The organism is Flexivirga sp. (assembly GCF_035551235.1).
Classification (GTDB): domain Bacteria; phylum Actinomycetota; class Actinomycetes; order Actinomycetales; family Dermatophilaceae; genus Flexivirga.
Genome location: NZ_DASZNO010000034.1, coordinates 1 through 13,686, shown reverse-complemented (window position 1 = coordinate 13,686; position 13,686 = coordinate 1). Strand labels below are relative to the sequence as shown.

At 67.0% G+C, this 13,686-nt stretch carries 15 protein-coding genes; 13 read left to right on the top strand and 2 right to left on the bottom strand.

Annotated features, from left to right (window positions below):
- The first annotated feature begins 60 nt into the window (after window positions 1-60).
- Window positions 61-735, top strand: coding sequence for a PhzF family phenazine biosynthesis protein (locus VG502_RS11720; RefSeq protein ID WP_325550241.1), 675 nt, complete (start codon window positions 61-63; stop codon window positions 733-735).
- A gap of 66 nt (window positions 736-801) precedes the next feature.
- Window positions 802-1,407 (top strand): TetR/AcrR family transcriptional regulator, encoded by a 606-nt coding sequence (locus tag VG502_RS11715; protein ID WP_325550240.1) that lies wholly within the window; start codon window positions 802-804, stop codon window positions 1,405-1,407.
- Between the two features lie 3 nt (window positions 1,408-1,410).
- Here the strand turns inward: VG502_RS11715 and VG502_RS11710 are convergent, their stop codons facing one another.
- A complete protein-coding gene (locus VG502_RS11710) occupies window positions 1,411-2,328 on the bottom strand; it encodes an NAD-dependent epimerase/dehydratase family protein (RefSeq protein WP_325550239.1) in 918 nt (305 codons plus the stop codon).
- Between the two features lie 146 nt (window positions 2,329-2,474).
- Window positions 2,475-3,056: a hypothetical protein gene (locus VG502_RS11705; protein WP_325550238.1), complete on the bottom strand. Its 582-nt coding sequence runs from the start codon at window positions 3,054-3,056 to the stop codon at window positions 2,475-2,477.
- Window positions 3,057-3,359: 303 nt separating this feature from the next.
- Between VG502_RS11705 and VG502_RS11700 the strand changes: the two genes are divergently transcribed.
- The 11 genes from VG502_RS11700 to VG502_RS11650 all read left to right on the top strand — a co-directional run.
- Window positions 3,360-4,013 (top strand): response regulator transcription factor, encoded by a 654-nt coding sequence (locus VG502_RS11700; protein WP_325550237.1) that lies wholly within the window; start codon window positions 3,360-3,362, stop codon window positions 4,011-4,013.
- 39 nt (window positions 4,014-4,052) lie between these two features.
- Window positions 4,053-4,508, top strand: coding sequence for a pyridoxamine 5'-phosphate oxidase family protein (locus VG502_RS11695; RefSeq protein ID WP_325550236.1), 456 nt, complete (start codon window positions 4,053-4,055; stop codon window positions 4,506-4,508).
- Window positions 4,509-4,583: 75 nt separating this feature from the next.
- On the top strand, window positions 4,584-5,018 hold the full coding sequence (locus VG502_RS11690) for a pyridoxamine 5'-phosphate oxidase family protein (protein WP_325550235.1): 435 nt from the start codon (window positions 4,584-4,586) through the stop codon (window positions 5,016-5,018).
- 435 nt (window positions 5,019-5,453) lie between these two features.
- A complete protein-coding gene (locus VG502_RS11685; protein WP_325550234.1) occupies window positions 5,454-5,690 on the top strand; it encodes a hypothetical protein in 237 nt (78 codons plus the stop codon).
- A gap of 131 nt (window positions 5,691-5,821) precedes the next feature.
- Window positions 5,822-6,247, top strand: coding sequence for a peptidase inhibitor family I36 protein (locus VG502_RS11680; RefSeq protein WP_325550233.1), 426 nt, complete (start codon window positions 5,822-5,824; stop codon window positions 6,245-6,247).
- Window positions 6,248-6,457: 210 nt separating this feature from the next.
- On the top strand, window positions 6,458-7,471 hold the full coding sequence (locus VG502_RS11675; RefSeq protein ID WP_325550232.1) for a hypothetical protein: 1,014 nt from the start codon (window positions 6,458-6,460) through the stop codon (window positions 7,469-7,471).
- A 111-nt stretch (window positions 7,472-7,582) separates the two neighbouring features.
- A complete protein-coding gene (locus VG502_RS11670) occupies window positions 7,583-9,127 on the top strand; it encodes an amino acid permease (RefSeq protein ID WP_325550231.1) in 1,545 nt (514 codons plus the stop codon).
- The gene (locus tag VG502_RS11665) at window positions 9,124-9,927 is read left to right on the top strand and encodes a FadR/GntR family transcriptional regulator (protein ID WP_325550230.1); all 804 of its coding nucleotides are present in this window, start codon (window positions 9,124-9,126) and stop codon (window positions 9,925-9,927) included. Before VG502_RS11670 ends, VG502_RS11665 begins: the two co-directional genes overlap by 4 nt.
- Before the next feature lie 20 nt (window positions 9,928-9,947).
- Window positions 9,948-11,318, top strand: a complete 1,371-nt coding sequence (locus tag VG502_RS11660) for a glutamine synthetase family protein (RefSeq protein ID WP_325550229.1) — start codon at window positions 9,948-9,950, stop codon at window positions 11,316-11,318.
- Between the two features lie 65 nt (window positions 11,319-11,383).
- Window positions 11,384-12,745 carry an aldehyde dehydrogenase family protein gene (locus VG502_RS11655; protein ID WP_473964768.1) on the top strand — a complete coding sequence of 454 codons (1,362 nt, stop codon included), beginning with the start codon at window positions 11,384-11,386 and terminating at the stop codon, window positions 12,743-12,745.
- Between the two features lie 180 nt (window positions 12,746-12,925).
- Window positions 12,926-13,686 (top strand): 3-oxoacyl-ACP reductase (locus tag VG502_RS11650; protein WP_325550228.1); only part of this gene is annotated, 761 nt, incomplete at its 3' end.

Below are 13,686 nucleotides of genomic sequence, written 5' to 3'. Positions count from 1 at the left end.
GCCCTATGTCGCGAGCAGTAGGTTGGGCGCCATCGGACGGTCCGGCGATTCGGAGTGTGTATGACGAAGTTGCACGTGCTGAAGGTTTTCGTCGGCGAGGACGGGCGCGGCGGAAATCCGTTGGGCGTCTTTCTGGACGCGGGAGCATGGGACGCCGAGAAGCGGCAACGGATCGCAACCGAGCTGGGCTTCTCCGAGACCGTGTTCGTGCAGGACGCGGACCGCGCAGAGGTCCGGATCCACACTCCCGCAGTCGAATTGCCGCTCGCCGGCCATCCGCTGGTCGGTACGTCCTGGCTGCTGCGACGCGAAGGTCTCGACGTGCCGGTGCTCCGACCGGCCGCGGGTGAGGTGCCGACGTGGGTCGACGGTGACGACACCTGGATCAGCGCGCGGCCGGAGTGGGCGCCGGAGTTCGACATGCGTCAACTGCCCTCGCCGGCCGACGTCGATGCGCACCCCGGCGCCGGCCCGGACGAGCACCTGCACGTCTGGTCCTGGGAGGACGAGTCGGCCGGCGCGGTCCGAGTGCGGGTCTTCCCCACTCGAATGGGCATCGCGGAGGACGAGGCGACCGGCGCTGCCGCCATACGCTTCGGCGCACTGGTGCAGCGACCGGTCACGATCCACCAGGGAGTCGCCTCGCGGATCGTCGTCCAACCCGGTGACGACGGGACGGTGGCCATCGGCGGCCAGGTCGAATACGTCGAGAGCAGAGAGCATTTCGACGCCTGAGCCAGGCTGCGTCCGGCATACATCGTCGTGAGCGCGACGCAAGTGACTGCTTGCTAGGGTCGGCTCGTGACGACCCGACGTGAACGAATCCTGGCCGAAGGCATGCGCCTGTTCGGCGAGCAGGGGTATGCCGCGACCTCGATCGCGCAGATCGAGGAGGCCGCCGGGCTCGCTCCCGGATCGGGCAGCCTCTACAAGCACTTCCGCTCCAAGGAGGAGCTGCTCAGCGCCGGGCTCGAGCAGCTGCTCTCCTCCCGCAGCGACACGCTCGCCCCGCTCGACGAGCCGGCGGCCGGCACGACCGCGGATACGACGGCGGCCCTCGAAGCCGCCGCCCGGGCCGGGCTGGAACGCATGGAGCAGGACCGCGACCTCAACCGCGTCCTGTTCCGTGGACTGGCGGCATTCCCCGAGCTACTGGAGAAGTTCGGCGAGGAGGAAATCGCCCGCATCGGCAAGGACACCGCCGAATTCCTCGCCGGCCTCGCGGGGGCCGGCGACCGCCATACCGACTGGGAGGCGCTCGCGACGGTGCTGCAAGGAGCCACGGCGCACTACTGGCTGCTCGAAGACCTCTTCGGCGCGCACCCGATGGGCGTCTCCCGGGAGCGCTTCGTCAATGCCCTGGTGGGTCTGGCCGAGGCCGGCATAGCCGCACCCCCGCGCCGCTGACGTTCATCGGCGACACGGGATCGCCGGGGTGTCCGGCCGGGCCGACGGGTGCGCCGGTGCCCAGCCCAGCTCCCGCCGCGCCTTCGCGTTCGACACGTGCAGCGAGGTGTCCAGCGCGACTGCTGCCGCGTAGGGCGCCGCGAGCCGGAAGAGCCACGTCGGCAGGGTGCGCGGGGCCGGTGCGCCATACCCCTTCGCCAGCTCGGTCATCACCGTCCGCCAGGACGCGGGCTCATCATCGACGATGTTGTATGCCGAGCCGGCAGAACCCTTTTCGAGCGCGGCGACCGTTGCGGTGACGGCGTCGTCGAGGTGGATCCAGCCGAGGTCACCGCCGCCACGGGGCACCGGGACCTTCCGCGCCCGCAACATGTCGGCCAGGTCGTCGCCGCCGTGGAAGAGGCCGTAGCGCAGCGCCATACCTTCGAGGTCGGGGTGCTCCAGGACGAGTCGTTCGTTGATGCCCATCGCGCGTACGTGGGGTGCGGTCCGCCCGTTGTCCGGCTGTCCGAACGGCGCGTCCTCGGTCAGCTCGTGCTGACCGTGATCGGTGTAGCCGTAGCCGAAGACGATGCTCTGCGTCACGAATCGGGTGGCGCCGGTGGCGGCTGCCAGCTCCAGCAGGTTGCGGGTGCCGGTCGTCCGCAGGGTGTTGGTCAGCGTCATCCCGCTGTGCCGCACCGGTGGCTTCTGCAACGCCGTCAACTGGTGCACCACGGCGTCGACGCGCAGACCGTCCGCGGCTCGGAGCAGCGCGTCCCGGTCCAGCGCGTCGGCGACCAGTGGCGTGACGTCCTGGCCCATGGCCGCGGCCCGCGCCAGGTGCCGCGTGAGGGCCACGACCTCGTGACCCGCCTCCTGCAGGGCTGTCGTCAGCGGACGGCCGATGGCGCCCGTTGCTCCTGCCAGCAGAACTCGCATGGTGGTCTCCCTACCTAGAAAGCAATCACTTGCCTTCGAGCGTAGGTCGCCGTTCCATGCCAAGCAAGTGGTTACTTTCCTCGGGGCTCGGGAGCCGGCGACAGGGCCCAGCGCCTCGGAGGCCCTGGGCCCGCTCACCGAGATCGTCAGGCGAGGATCGGGAAACGGCGAACGATCGCGGTCCGCTTCCACCACTCACCCAGGCCCAGGGCCCGGTCGGCGCCGAGCATCGGCAGCGCGAGGACGGCGATCGCGTAGATCAGGTGGTCGTCCATGAAGGGGTTGTTGGCCGGCGGGAGAACCACCGACCACATGAGGACCAGCATGATCGCGGCGGCCGCTGCGGACGCCCGCATGGCGATGCCCGCGCAGAGCCCGATGCCGATCCCGAGCAGGCCGAGCATGAAGAGCCAGTCCGCCCAGCCCTGGCCGGCGATGTCCTTGTAGAAGCCGGCGAACGGTCCCGCTGCGGAGAAGTGCAGGAACCCGTAGGTGGGGCTGCCGCCGTGGATCCAGGCCTGCTTGTGGGTGGTTTCGTGTCCGAGCCCGAACGTCTTGTCCAGGAACGCCCAGAGGAACACCCAACCAAGGGCGAGCCGGAGAGCGGCGAGCAGATAGCGGCGGGCGACGGATGTCGACGACGCTGCAGTCGTGCTGGCGTGGAGGTCGACACGGGCCGGTCGCGCCTGCGGCGCGTGGCGGCTTGTCGACTGTGCGGACAGTTTCATGAGTTTCTCCTCTGTTCGCCCCTTCGGGGCGGGTGTTGCTGTCACAGTCAGCCTTGCCCGCCGGGTAGCTCGTGAGCAGAGACGAAAGTCCCGAAAATCGGCTCGTTCGAACGTGATTCACGCAACGCCATGCTGTATGTCGAGCACAAAGCACCCTCCTCGGCCGGGCACAGGTGGTGCCGCCAGGACTGCAGGACGCGCGGCCGACGCCCAGGCTTGAGGGCCGAAGTTCGGAAACCTGCCCGTGGCCAGGACCACGGTTTTAGGGTGAGAAGAAGCCCGACCAGCACAGGGAGGCAGCTGATGACGATCCGGATCTTCCTGCTCGACGACCACGAAGTGGTACGCCGAGGCATTCGGGACGTGCTGAACGCCGAACCCGATTTCACCGTCGTCGGCGAGGCGGGAACCGCGGCCCAGGCACTTCGCGAAATCGTCCTCACCCGGCCCGATGTCGCTGTGCTCGACGTACGGCTCCCGGATGGCTCCGGCATCGACGTCTGCCGTGATGCGCGTTCGGCGCTGCCGACGATGAAGGCGCTGATGTTCACGTCATACAACGATGCGAGCGCCCTGCAAGCGGCCGTGCTCGCGGGCGCGGCGGGCTATTTGCTCAAGGACATCAAGGGCCCCAATCTGGCGGATGCGGTGCGGGAGGCGGCCGCTGGCCGAAACCTGTTGCAGGAGAAAGAAGTTGAACGACTGCGACAGTCCTGGCAGGAGTCGGCGTCAACCGATCGGCGCCTGCAACAACTGACCCCGCAGGAGCGCCGCATCCTGGACCACATTGCTCAGGGCATGACCAACAAGCAGATCGCCGACTCACTCCACCTGGCCGAGAAGACGGTGAAGAATTACGTCACGTCGTTGCTCGCCAAGCTCGGCATGGAACGCCGAACCCAGGCAGCGGTCTTCGCTGCGACCCACGCCGATGACCCCGCACGGCGGGACCATTGACCCTGGAACAGCCCCGATCGGCCGAGGACGCTTGGTGCCATGAACCGCACACGCCATGACGCCCACGAAGCACCTGAACCGCACACCGTCGAGCTGCCGGTCTCCGAATGCTGGGCGCTGGTCCGCTCCGTGCCGGTCGGCCGACTCGCCGTCAGCGTGGACGGCCGCCCGGACATCTTTCCGGTGAATCACCTGGTCGATCACGGAACGATCGTGGTGCGAACCGGGCCGGGCACCAAGCAGGCCGCGGCAGCCAGGCATCAGGTCGCCTTCGAGGTCGACGGGTATGACGCGCAGCACGGCCAGGCATGGAGTGTCGTGATCAAGGGCACCGGTCGGTCGATCGAGCGGTTGCACGAGGTGGTCGACGCACTGCAGCTGCCGGTCTTCCCATGGCAGGAGGGTTCGAAGCCGCTCTTCCTGCGCATCGAGCCGGACTCGATCACCGGCCGCCGGATCAGCGTACGCGGCGGGTACTCGACGTCCCGCGCATAGCCGCCCCGGCCGCCCGGCCGGTGCCGGGACCAAAGCCCCTGCCCCCGCAGCGGCTCGGAACGCAGAGTGTGACGCATGCAGACATCAACACATCCCCGAACCGAGCAACTGTCGTCCGAGCAGTGCATAGCACTTCTGCGGGAAGCCCCGATCGGCCGGCTCGGGGTCATCGTGGCCGGGCGTCCGGAGATCTACCCGGTCAACCACACCGTTCATGAGGGCGACGTCCTCTTCCGGACCGGCCCCGGCACCAAACTGGATTCCGCGATCGGCCAACCCGTCTCGTTCGAGGCCGACGGCATCGATCCGGGGACCCGGACAGCCTGGAGCGTCATGATCACCGGCGTCGCGGCCGAGATCGGCGAACTGCACCAGGTGCTGGATCTGCTGCGGTTGCCGGTGTTTCCGTGGGAGCCGGGTGCCAAGCCACATCTGGTCCGCATCCACCCGGAGACAATCACCGGCAGGCGATTCAGCGCCGTCGACCTGCTGCGCACCTTCGCGACCTGACGGACCGGCCGCGATCCACGCGCACCGGATCATGCGTGCCCTCTGTTACGTGCCGCCCTCGAAGGGCGACGCGCCCGGTCGGTCTCGAGGGCCAAGCTTCGAACGTTGGCCGGTCACGGTCCCGGGCTCGATGCGGAGGAAGTATGGCTTGGCACCTCGCTGCCACGGAGACAACGGCAGCTGCAGGGCGTCGAGCACCTCGTGCAACTGCTCTATCGACGTCGCGAAGCCCTTGACGACGACGCTCCAGAACTCACCGGAGGTCGGGTCGTAGCAGGGTCGAACGTCCTGTCACGCGAGCGGTGCGAACAAGAAGGCCCGGATCGCGCTCGCGAAGGTTCACCGACTACTGACCGGATATCGCGTCCGCGGCGGTCACACCTGCGGCACGTCGATCGTCATACAGGTGAACACGACACCTGAAGGGAACAACTCATGAAGACGATGACCTGCCGCCAGTTCGGTGGACCCTGCGACCTGGCGCACCGCGGCGAGACTGCCGACGACGTGATCAAGGCCCAGGACCAGCACCTCAAGGATGCTGAAAAGGCAGGTGACACAACCCATTTCGCGGCGCGCAAGGAGATGAAGGGTCGCTGGTTGCATCCGAAGAAGTCGATGGGCTGGTACCGCGAGATGAAGCAGACCTTCGCCGATCTGCCGGAGAGCTGACCGCGTGCCACTCGCGTGAGGGACCGCAATCCCTCGAGCGAGGGAACCGCGGACCGGTGGTGATCGTCGACGCTGGACAGGCATTCGGGGGTCGTCCGATCCTCGCCGAATCCAACGTGAAGGGAACGGAAATGGTCTCTATCCGCAAGTCCGCAGTTGCTCTCGGAGCAGTCGCTGTGCTGGGAGGTGCAGGCCTGGCGACCGCGAGTCCGGCGTCGGCGAGCGTCCGGGACGGCTACTGCCAGAGCGGCGAGTTCTGCTACTTCTACAACAGCATCTCGGGAGGCTACTTCCACGGCTCGGGCTCGGACTTCAAGGCCAGCCTGTCCAACTACGGCAGCAGCCACCCCGGTTGCTACGAGTTCCGCAGCCCGGGCGCCGGGCGTGGCCAGTGCATCAAGAACAACGCGGCCGCCTACTGGAACAAGTCCAAGCACAACGTCCGGATCTACGAGAACACCGGTTACAAGGGCCGCTACATCACGGTGAAGGCCGGCAGCTGGGGCAATCTGCCGAGTTGGTTGAAGAACAATGAGGCATCGCACAAATTCCTCTGATTTCCTTGAGCCAGTGACGAATTCGGTATGACGCCCCGGCGAGCTCGGCTCGCCGGGGCGTTCTCCTCTGTCCAGGGGCCTGTGGATAACTGAACGCGACGGCGGAAGCAGTTTCGGTAGGTTCGACGGGCCGGGCCGCGGGGAGGCAAACCGAAGGCGCCGGCGCGCGGTGGGAGCCGCGTCCGTCATACGACCAAGGGGACCCATCCGATGAATCGCACCCTCGCGACGACTGCCGCCGTCTTCACAGCCATGAGCCTCGCTGCGTGTGGCTCGTCGGGCAGCAGCGCTGCCGGCGGATCAACCTCGTCGACAGCGACGACGACCGCAAGCACGGCAACAACGACAAGCGGCACCTCGCACGCGACCCCCGCATCGTCCGCTACTTCGCCGACGCCGACGCCGCAGCTGACGACCGCCAGCACCGCGCAGAAGTGGGCGAGCAGCCTGTGCAGCAAGATCGACGTCAACAAGGTCGCGAAGGTCGTCGACTCCCAGGTCGTGGTCCCGCAGAAGCAGGTCACGTCCTCGGACGTCGGCTACGTCACCTTCGATACCTGCCAATACGCATTGCAGGGAGCGGATCGCTGGGCCGGTCAGGCAAGCTACGGCATCTCGGCCGACACCTGGACCACGGCGGAGTGGGATGCGCAACTGCATCACGACCTCACGGACAACGACACCGACAAGGCGGTCACGGTCGGCGGCCACCACGGCATGGCCAGCAAGGTCACGGGCTACCTCCTGGTCGGCAACCGGGTCGTCCAAGTCGTCGGGGGAACGGGTTCGACGCGGGAGCAGATGGTCGGATTGCTGAAGCTGGCGGTTCCCGCCGCGCCGTCGGTCAAGCCGTGGCCGGCATTGCTCGGCGTACCGCAGTGCAACAAGGGAAACGCGGCAGCGGCCGCCGCCATTGGTGGTCCCGCAACGATCCGGCGGGACGACGCGGACGGTTCCCTGATGTGCGGTTGGGCGGCGCACCGCGCGTCGGTCAGCGTCTATGGCATGCCGGCCGAAGACTCGGCCACGATGGTGACCGACGAAGCGGCGCGTGTCCCGAAGTCGCAGAAGATCAAGGGCCTCGGCCTGGCGGCCGTCTATTTCCCGAACGGCGAGCTGCACGTTGCCACCAAGAAGTCCAAGGTCACCGTCACCGGAACGGGCGAGCACGTGACCAAAGGCAAGCTCGTCGCGCTGACGAAGGTCATGCTGGCGGACTTCTGAGCGCGCGACTTTGCTAAAAGGTATGAAGTTCGACCATTGACCACTGGCAGTGACCTGCGCCACACTGGCCCGCGTCCCCTTCGGTCCGTCCGCACAGTTCGGGAGCCAGCCGTGAGTCAAGACCCAGCAACGACGCATGACCACCTGGATGACGATGCCCGCCTCCTCGCGGAGATGGGTTACAAGCAAGAGCTGCACCGCGGCATGTCGGGCTTCTCGAACTTCGCGGTGTCGTTCTCGATCATCTCGATCCTGGCCGGCTGCATCACGTCATACGCGATCGCACTCAACTCCGGCGGGCCCGCGGCGATCACGCTCGGCTGGCTGATCGTCGGCCTCTTCGTCGTCTGCGTGGCGATGGCGATGGCCGAGGTGTGCTCGGTCTATCCGACCGCGGGCGGCCTCTACTTCTGGGCCGGTCGGCTGGCCCGTCGCAACAACCGGCGGTGGGCGTGGTTCGTCGGCTGGTTCAACTTCATGGGCGAGGTCGCGGTCACCGCGGCGATCGACTTCGGTTGTGCCACAACGTGGATGGCGTTCATGAACCTCACCTGGGGCACCGACGTCACGGCCGGCCGCACGTTCCTGCTCTTCGTCGCCATCATCGTCGTGCACGGACTGCTCAACACGTTCGGCGTGAGCCTGGTCAGCCTGCTGTCGATGGTGTCCGCGTGGTGGCACGTCGCCGGCGCGCTCTTCATCGTGGCGATGCTGTGGATCCTGCCCGACCACCACCAGTCGGTCGGCTGGACGCTGACCGAGTTCCACAACGGCACCGGATGGGCGTTCGGTCCCTACGTCCTGCTGATGGGTCTGCTGATGGCGCAATACACCTACACCGGGTATGACGCCTCCGCGCACGTCGCCGAGGAGACCAAGGGCGCCGCGACCGCCGCCCCGCGCGGCATCGTGATGAGCGTCGTGGTGTCGGTGGTCGGTGGCTTCCTGCTGCTCTTCTCGATCACCGCCGCGATCCAGAACGGCTCGTCCGCCGGGCTCGACAAGCTGCTCGGCACCAGCACGGGACTGCCGCCCGCCCAGGTCTTCCTCGACTCGCTGAACAGCCCGTTCATGGCGAAGTTCCTGCTCTTCATCGTCTGCGTCGCACAGTTCTTCTGCGGTATGGCGTCAGTCACCGCCAATTCGCGTATGACCTATGCCTTTTCGCGTGACGACGCACTCCCGGGATCGAAGTTGTGGGCGAAGGTCAACCAGCGCACCGGCACACCGACGAACTCGATCTGGTTCTGCATCGTGCTGTCGATCATCCTGACGTCGCCGGCGCTGTTCAGCACCACGGCATACCTCGCGGTCACCTCGATCGCCGTCATCGGCCTCTACATCGCCTACGTCGTGCCGGTGTTCCTCCGCCGCCGGCAGCCCGACTTCACACCGGGGCCGTGGAACCTCGGCAGGTGGAGCCCGCTGGTCGGTTGGGTCGCGATCGTGTGGGTGGTGCTCATCTGCATCCTCTTCATCCTTCCGCCCGCCTCGCCGGTCACGGTCGACAACTTCAACTACGCACCGATCGCCGTGCTCGTCGTCGCGGTGTTCGCCACCGTCACCTGGTATGCCGGAGGCCGAAACCACTTCATGCTCAAGAAGATCGAGCCGGACGACGACGTCGATATGGAGAAGGAAGTGGCGGCACCGTGACAACCGGACCCGAGGTGAGCAATCGCGGCTTGAGTAGTGGCGGAGCGCAGCGGGGGAACGTATCGAAACCCGACCGGCTCGATCACGCGGTACTGCGCCCGGTGCGCGCCCACCATGCGTTCGAGGCGTGTGTCGAGCAGCTCGCGATCGCGATCCGCCTGGGCATCTACCCGCCCGGCACCATGCTTCCGCCGGAGCGTGACCTCGCAGCCATGCTGTCCGTCTCGCGGGCGACGTTGCGTGAGGCCATCACCGCACTGCGATCGGCCGGTGTCGTGCAGACCAGGCGCGGCCGCGGTGGTGGCACCGTGGTGCTCGACTCCGTGCCGGTCGACGAAAAGCATTCCGGCGCAACGGCGCTCGCCGGGCGTCAGGATGACCTGCGGGACGCCCTCGACTTCCGGGCGATCGTCGAACCCGGCGCCGCCGCTCTGGCAGCGGTGCGCTGCGGTCGCGACGACGTCAGTGCCGACGACCGCAGGGCGCTCGAAGCGGCGCTGGAGGCGGTCGAGAGCGCACCCGACGAGGCGATCCATCGCCGAGCCGACAGCATCCTGCACCTGACCATCGCCCGGCTGTCCGGCTCGGCGCGGCTGATCACCGCCGTCACCGATGCGCAGGACGACCTGCACACCCTGCTGCAGGCCATCCCGGTCCTGCCGCGCAACATCCATCACTCCACGACCCAGCACCGCGCGATCGTCGCCGCGATCCTGTCCGGCAACGACAAGCGTGCCAATCGCGTGATGCACCAGCACTGTTCGGACACGGCGGCACTGTTGCGCGGCCTGCTCGGATGAAAGCGTCCAAGGAAGGAATCATGCCGCAACGCAACGACCGCCATCTGACGCAGGAGCAACTGCGTCGCCTGATCGAGGCCGGTGAGATCGACACCGTCGTCACCGCCTTCACCGACATGCAGGGACGCTTGCAGGGCAAGCGATTCCACGCGCACCACTTCCTGGACCACGTCGCCCAGGACGGCACCGAGGGTTGCGACTACCTCCTGGCCGTGGATGTCGAGATGAACACCGTCGACGGCTACGCCACCAGCGGCTGGGACAAGGGCTACGGCGACATGGAGTTCGTCCTGGACTGGGACACGACCCGCCGCGTCGCGCACCAGGCCGGCACCACGATGATCCAGTGCGACCTGCTCTGGCCGGACCACCGGCCCGTCGAGGCGTCGCCCCGCGGCATACTCCGTCGTCAGCTCGATCGCCTCGCCGAGCACGGCTGGAAGGCGTATGCCGGCACCGAATTGGAGTTCATCGTCTTCGAGAACACCTACGAGGACGCCCTCGAGCGCGACTACCACGGGCTGACGCCGGCCAACCGCTACAACGTCGACTACTCACTGCTCGGCACAGCACGGATCGAGCCGCTGCTGCGCGAATTGCGCAACAGCCTCTACGAATCCGGCCTCAACGTCGAGTCGGCGAAGGGTGAGTGCAACTTCGGGCAGCACGAGATCGGCTTCCTGTATGACGAGGCGCTGGTCACCGCCGACAACCACGCCTTCTACAAGAACGCCGCCAAGGAAATCGCCGCTCGTCGCGGTGAGTCGCTGACCTTCATGGCGAAGTATGACGAGCGCGAGGGCTCCTCCTGCCACATCCACCTGTCGTTGCGCGGTGACGACGGGTCGCTGGTCTTCACCGACGACGACCGGCCCGGCGGTCGCAGTGAGCTCTACGAGCAGTTCATCGCGGGCGTGCTCGCGACCGCGGCCGACTTCACGCTCCTTTACGCCCCGAACATCAACTCCTACAAGCGTTTTGCCGACGGCACCTTCGCGCCGACGACCATCGGCTGGGGGCAGGACAACCGCACCTGCGCGGTCCGGCTGGTCGGCCACGGTGCGGGCGCCCGGATGGAGAACCGCGTGCCGGGCGCCGACGTGAACCCCTACCTCGCGCTCGCGGCGATGATTGCCGGCGGGCTGCACGGGATCGAGCAGAATTTGACCCTGGAAGCTCCGGTGCAGGGCAACGCCTACGCGACCGACAAGCCGCGGGTGCCGAACAACCTCGCCGCTGCTCGCGATGCCTTCCGGTCCTCGGTGCCCGCCCGCACGGCCCTCGGCGACGACGTCGTCGACCACTATGCGCACATGGCGGAGGTCGAGGTCGCGGCGTTCGGCGCTGCTGTCACCGACTGGGAACGCCGCCGCGGATTCGAAAGGCTCTGAGACGAGGCTTCGTTCCTCATCCTCGTCTCATCGCTCTGCATTGAATTGGAAGGCTCTGAAGGCAATTGGCAACTCACACGCTCATCAGCCCGGTCACCGGTGACGCTTTCGGTGAGGTCGAACTGCTCGACGTCGCCGCGGCCGATGCCGCCATCGAGCGCGCGCACGACGCGTTCAGGACCTGGCGCTCGGTGGCGCCCGGCGAGCGCGCGCGGCTGTTACGCGGTTTCGCAGCCGTGGTCGATGAGCATCTCGAGGAGCTCGCCCAGCTGGAAGTCACCAACGCCGGCCACACGATAGGCAACGCGCGTTGGGAGGCCGGCAACGTGCGCGACGTGCTCAACTACTACAGCGCGACGCCGGAGCGCCTCTTCGGCCGGCAGATCCCGGCGGCCGGCGGCATCGACGTCACCTTCCGGGAACCGCTCGGCGTGGTCGGCATCATCGTGCCGTGGAACTTCCCGATGCCGATCGCGGGTTGGGGTTTTGCGCCGGCGCTCGCGTCCGGCAACACGGTTGTGCTCAAGCCCGCGGAGCTGACACCGTTGACCGCCATACGAATTGGGGAGCTGGCGCTGGAAGCCGGCATCCCTGAGGGTGTGCTCACCGTGCTGCCCGGCGCGGGCAGTGTGGTCGGCGAGCGGTTCGTCACGCACCCACTGGTCCGCAAGGTCTGTTTCACCGGGTCGACTGCGGTCGGCAAGAAGGTGATGGCCGGCTGTGCGGAGCAGGTCAAGCGGGTGACGCTCGAGCTCGGCGGCAAGAACTCGAACATCGTCTTCGCCGACGCGGATGTTCCGGCGGCCGCCGCCGCTGCGCCATACGGCGTGTTCGACAATGCCGGCCAGGATTGCTGCGCGCGCTCGCGGATCCTCGTACAGCGTTCTGCGTATGACGAATTCATGTCGCACCTCGAGCCGGCGGTGCGCGGGGTGCAGGTGCTCGACCCGAGCGACGAACAGTCCGAGATGGGTCCGTTGGTGTCCGCCGCGCACCGGGACAAGGTGCAGTCGTATGTCGACGGCGCGAACGTCGTCATACGGGGTGACGTGCCCGACCTGGGCGGCTTCTGGCTCCCGGCGATGGTGGCCGAGTCGTCGTCGACCGATGAACCCGCCTGGTGCGACGAGGTTTTCGGGCCCCTCGTCTCGGTCATGACCTTCGAGGACGAGGACGAGGCGGTCGCCCTGGCGAACGGCACCGACTACGGGCTGTCCGGGTCGATCTACACCAACGATCTCGGCCGCGCGCTGCGCGTTGCCCGCGGCGTCGAGTCCGGGAACGTCTCGGTGAATTCGCATTCGGCAGTGCGCTATTGGACCCCGTTCGGTGGTTTCAAGCAATCCGGCCTCGGCCGGGAGCTCGGCCCCGACGCACCGGACGGCTTCACCGAGATCAAGAACGTCTTCTTCTCCGCCACCCCCTGACCACCCGACACCACGTCTCCCAACACCACATTGCCAACCCACGGCCCTCTTGCCGAGAGGACACCCAATCGCCGAGAGGACACGAGAAATGCGGCAAAAATGCTCGAATTTCGTGTCCTCTCAGTGCGGAGGGTGTCCTCTCGGTGAAATGACAACACAACGAATTGAGGAAACAACACCATGACAGGACGCATTGACGGCAAGGTCGCGGTCGTCACGGGCGGCTGCTCGGGCATCGGCATGGCGACCGTGCAGCGCTTCGTCGCCGAGGGAGCCAAGGTCGTCATCGGCGACATCGCGGACGACGCCGGCGCGAAACTGGTTGCGGACCTCGGCGGAGCCGGCGTCGCGACCTACGTGCACGTCGACGTGACGGACAAGGACCAGGTCGACGCGCTCTTCAAGACCGCCAAGGACACCTACGGGTCCGTCGACATCGCCTTCAACAACGCCGGCATCAGCCCGCCGGAGGACGACTCGATCCTGGACACCGACCTCGAGGCCTGGCGGCGGGTGCAGGAGGTCAACCTCACCTCGGTCTACCTGTGCTGCAAGGCGGCGCTGCCCTACATGCTCGAGCAGAAGTCCGGATCCATCATCAACACAGCGTCTTTCGTCGCAGTGATGGGCGCGGCCACGTCGCAGATCTCCTACTCCGCGTCCAAGGGCGGCGTGCTCTCGATGTCGCGCGAACTCGGTGTGCAGTTCGCCCGCGAAGGCGTCCGCGTCAACGCGCTCTGCCCGGGTCCGGTCAACACTCCCCTGCTCAAGGAGCTCTTCGCCTCCGACCCCGAACGCGCCGCGCGCCGACTGGTGCACGTGCCGATGGGCCGCTTCGGCGAGCCGGAGGAGATGGCCAGTGCGGTGCTCTTCCTCGCCTCGGACGACGCGAGCTTCATCACCGCCAACACGTTCCTGGTGGACGGTGGCATCTCCGGTGC

Excerpts from the sequence above, each read along its gene's own strand:
- VG502_RS11720 (WP_325550241.1), top strand. The coding sequence starts at position 61 with ATGACGAAGTTGCACGTGCTGAAGGTTTTCGTCGGCGAGGACGGGCGC.
- VG502_RS11710 (WP_325550239.1), bottom strand. The coding sequence starts at position 2,328 with ATGCGAGTTCTGCTGGCAGGAGCAACGGGCGCCATCGGCCGTCCGCTG.
- VG502_RS11705 (WP_325550238.1), bottom strand. The coding sequence starts at position 3,056 with ATGAAACTGTCCGCACAGTCGACAAGCCGCCACGCGCCGCAGGCGCGA.
- VG502_RS11700 (WP_325550237.1), top strand. The coding sequence starts at position 3,360 with ATGACGATCCGGATCTTCCTGCTCGACGACCACGAAGTGGTACGCCGA.
- VG502_RS11695 (WP_325550236.1), top strand. The coding sequence starts at position 4,053 with ATGAACCGCACACGCCATGACGCCCACGAAGCACCTGAACCGCACACC.
- VG502_RS11690 (WP_325550235.1), top strand. The coding sequence starts at position 4,584 with ATGCAGACATCAACACATCCCCGAACCGAGCAACTGTCGTCCGAGCAG.
- VG502_RS11685 (WP_325550234.1), top strand. The coding sequence starts at position 5,454 with ATGAAGACGATGACCTGCCGCCAGTTCGGTGGACCCTGCGACCTGGCG.
- VG502_RS11680 (WP_325550233.1), top strand. The coding sequence starts at position 5,822 with ATGGTCTCTATCCGCAAGTCCGCAGTTGCTCTCGGAGCAGTCGCTGTG.
- VG502_RS11675 (WP_325550232.1), top strand. The coding sequence starts at position 6,458 with ATGAATCGCACCCTCGCGACGACTGCCGCCGTCTTCACAGCCATGAGC.
- VG502_RS11660 (WP_325550229.1), top strand. The coding sequence starts at position 9,948 with ATGCCGCAACGCAACGACCGCCATCTGACGCAGGAGCAACTGCGTCGC.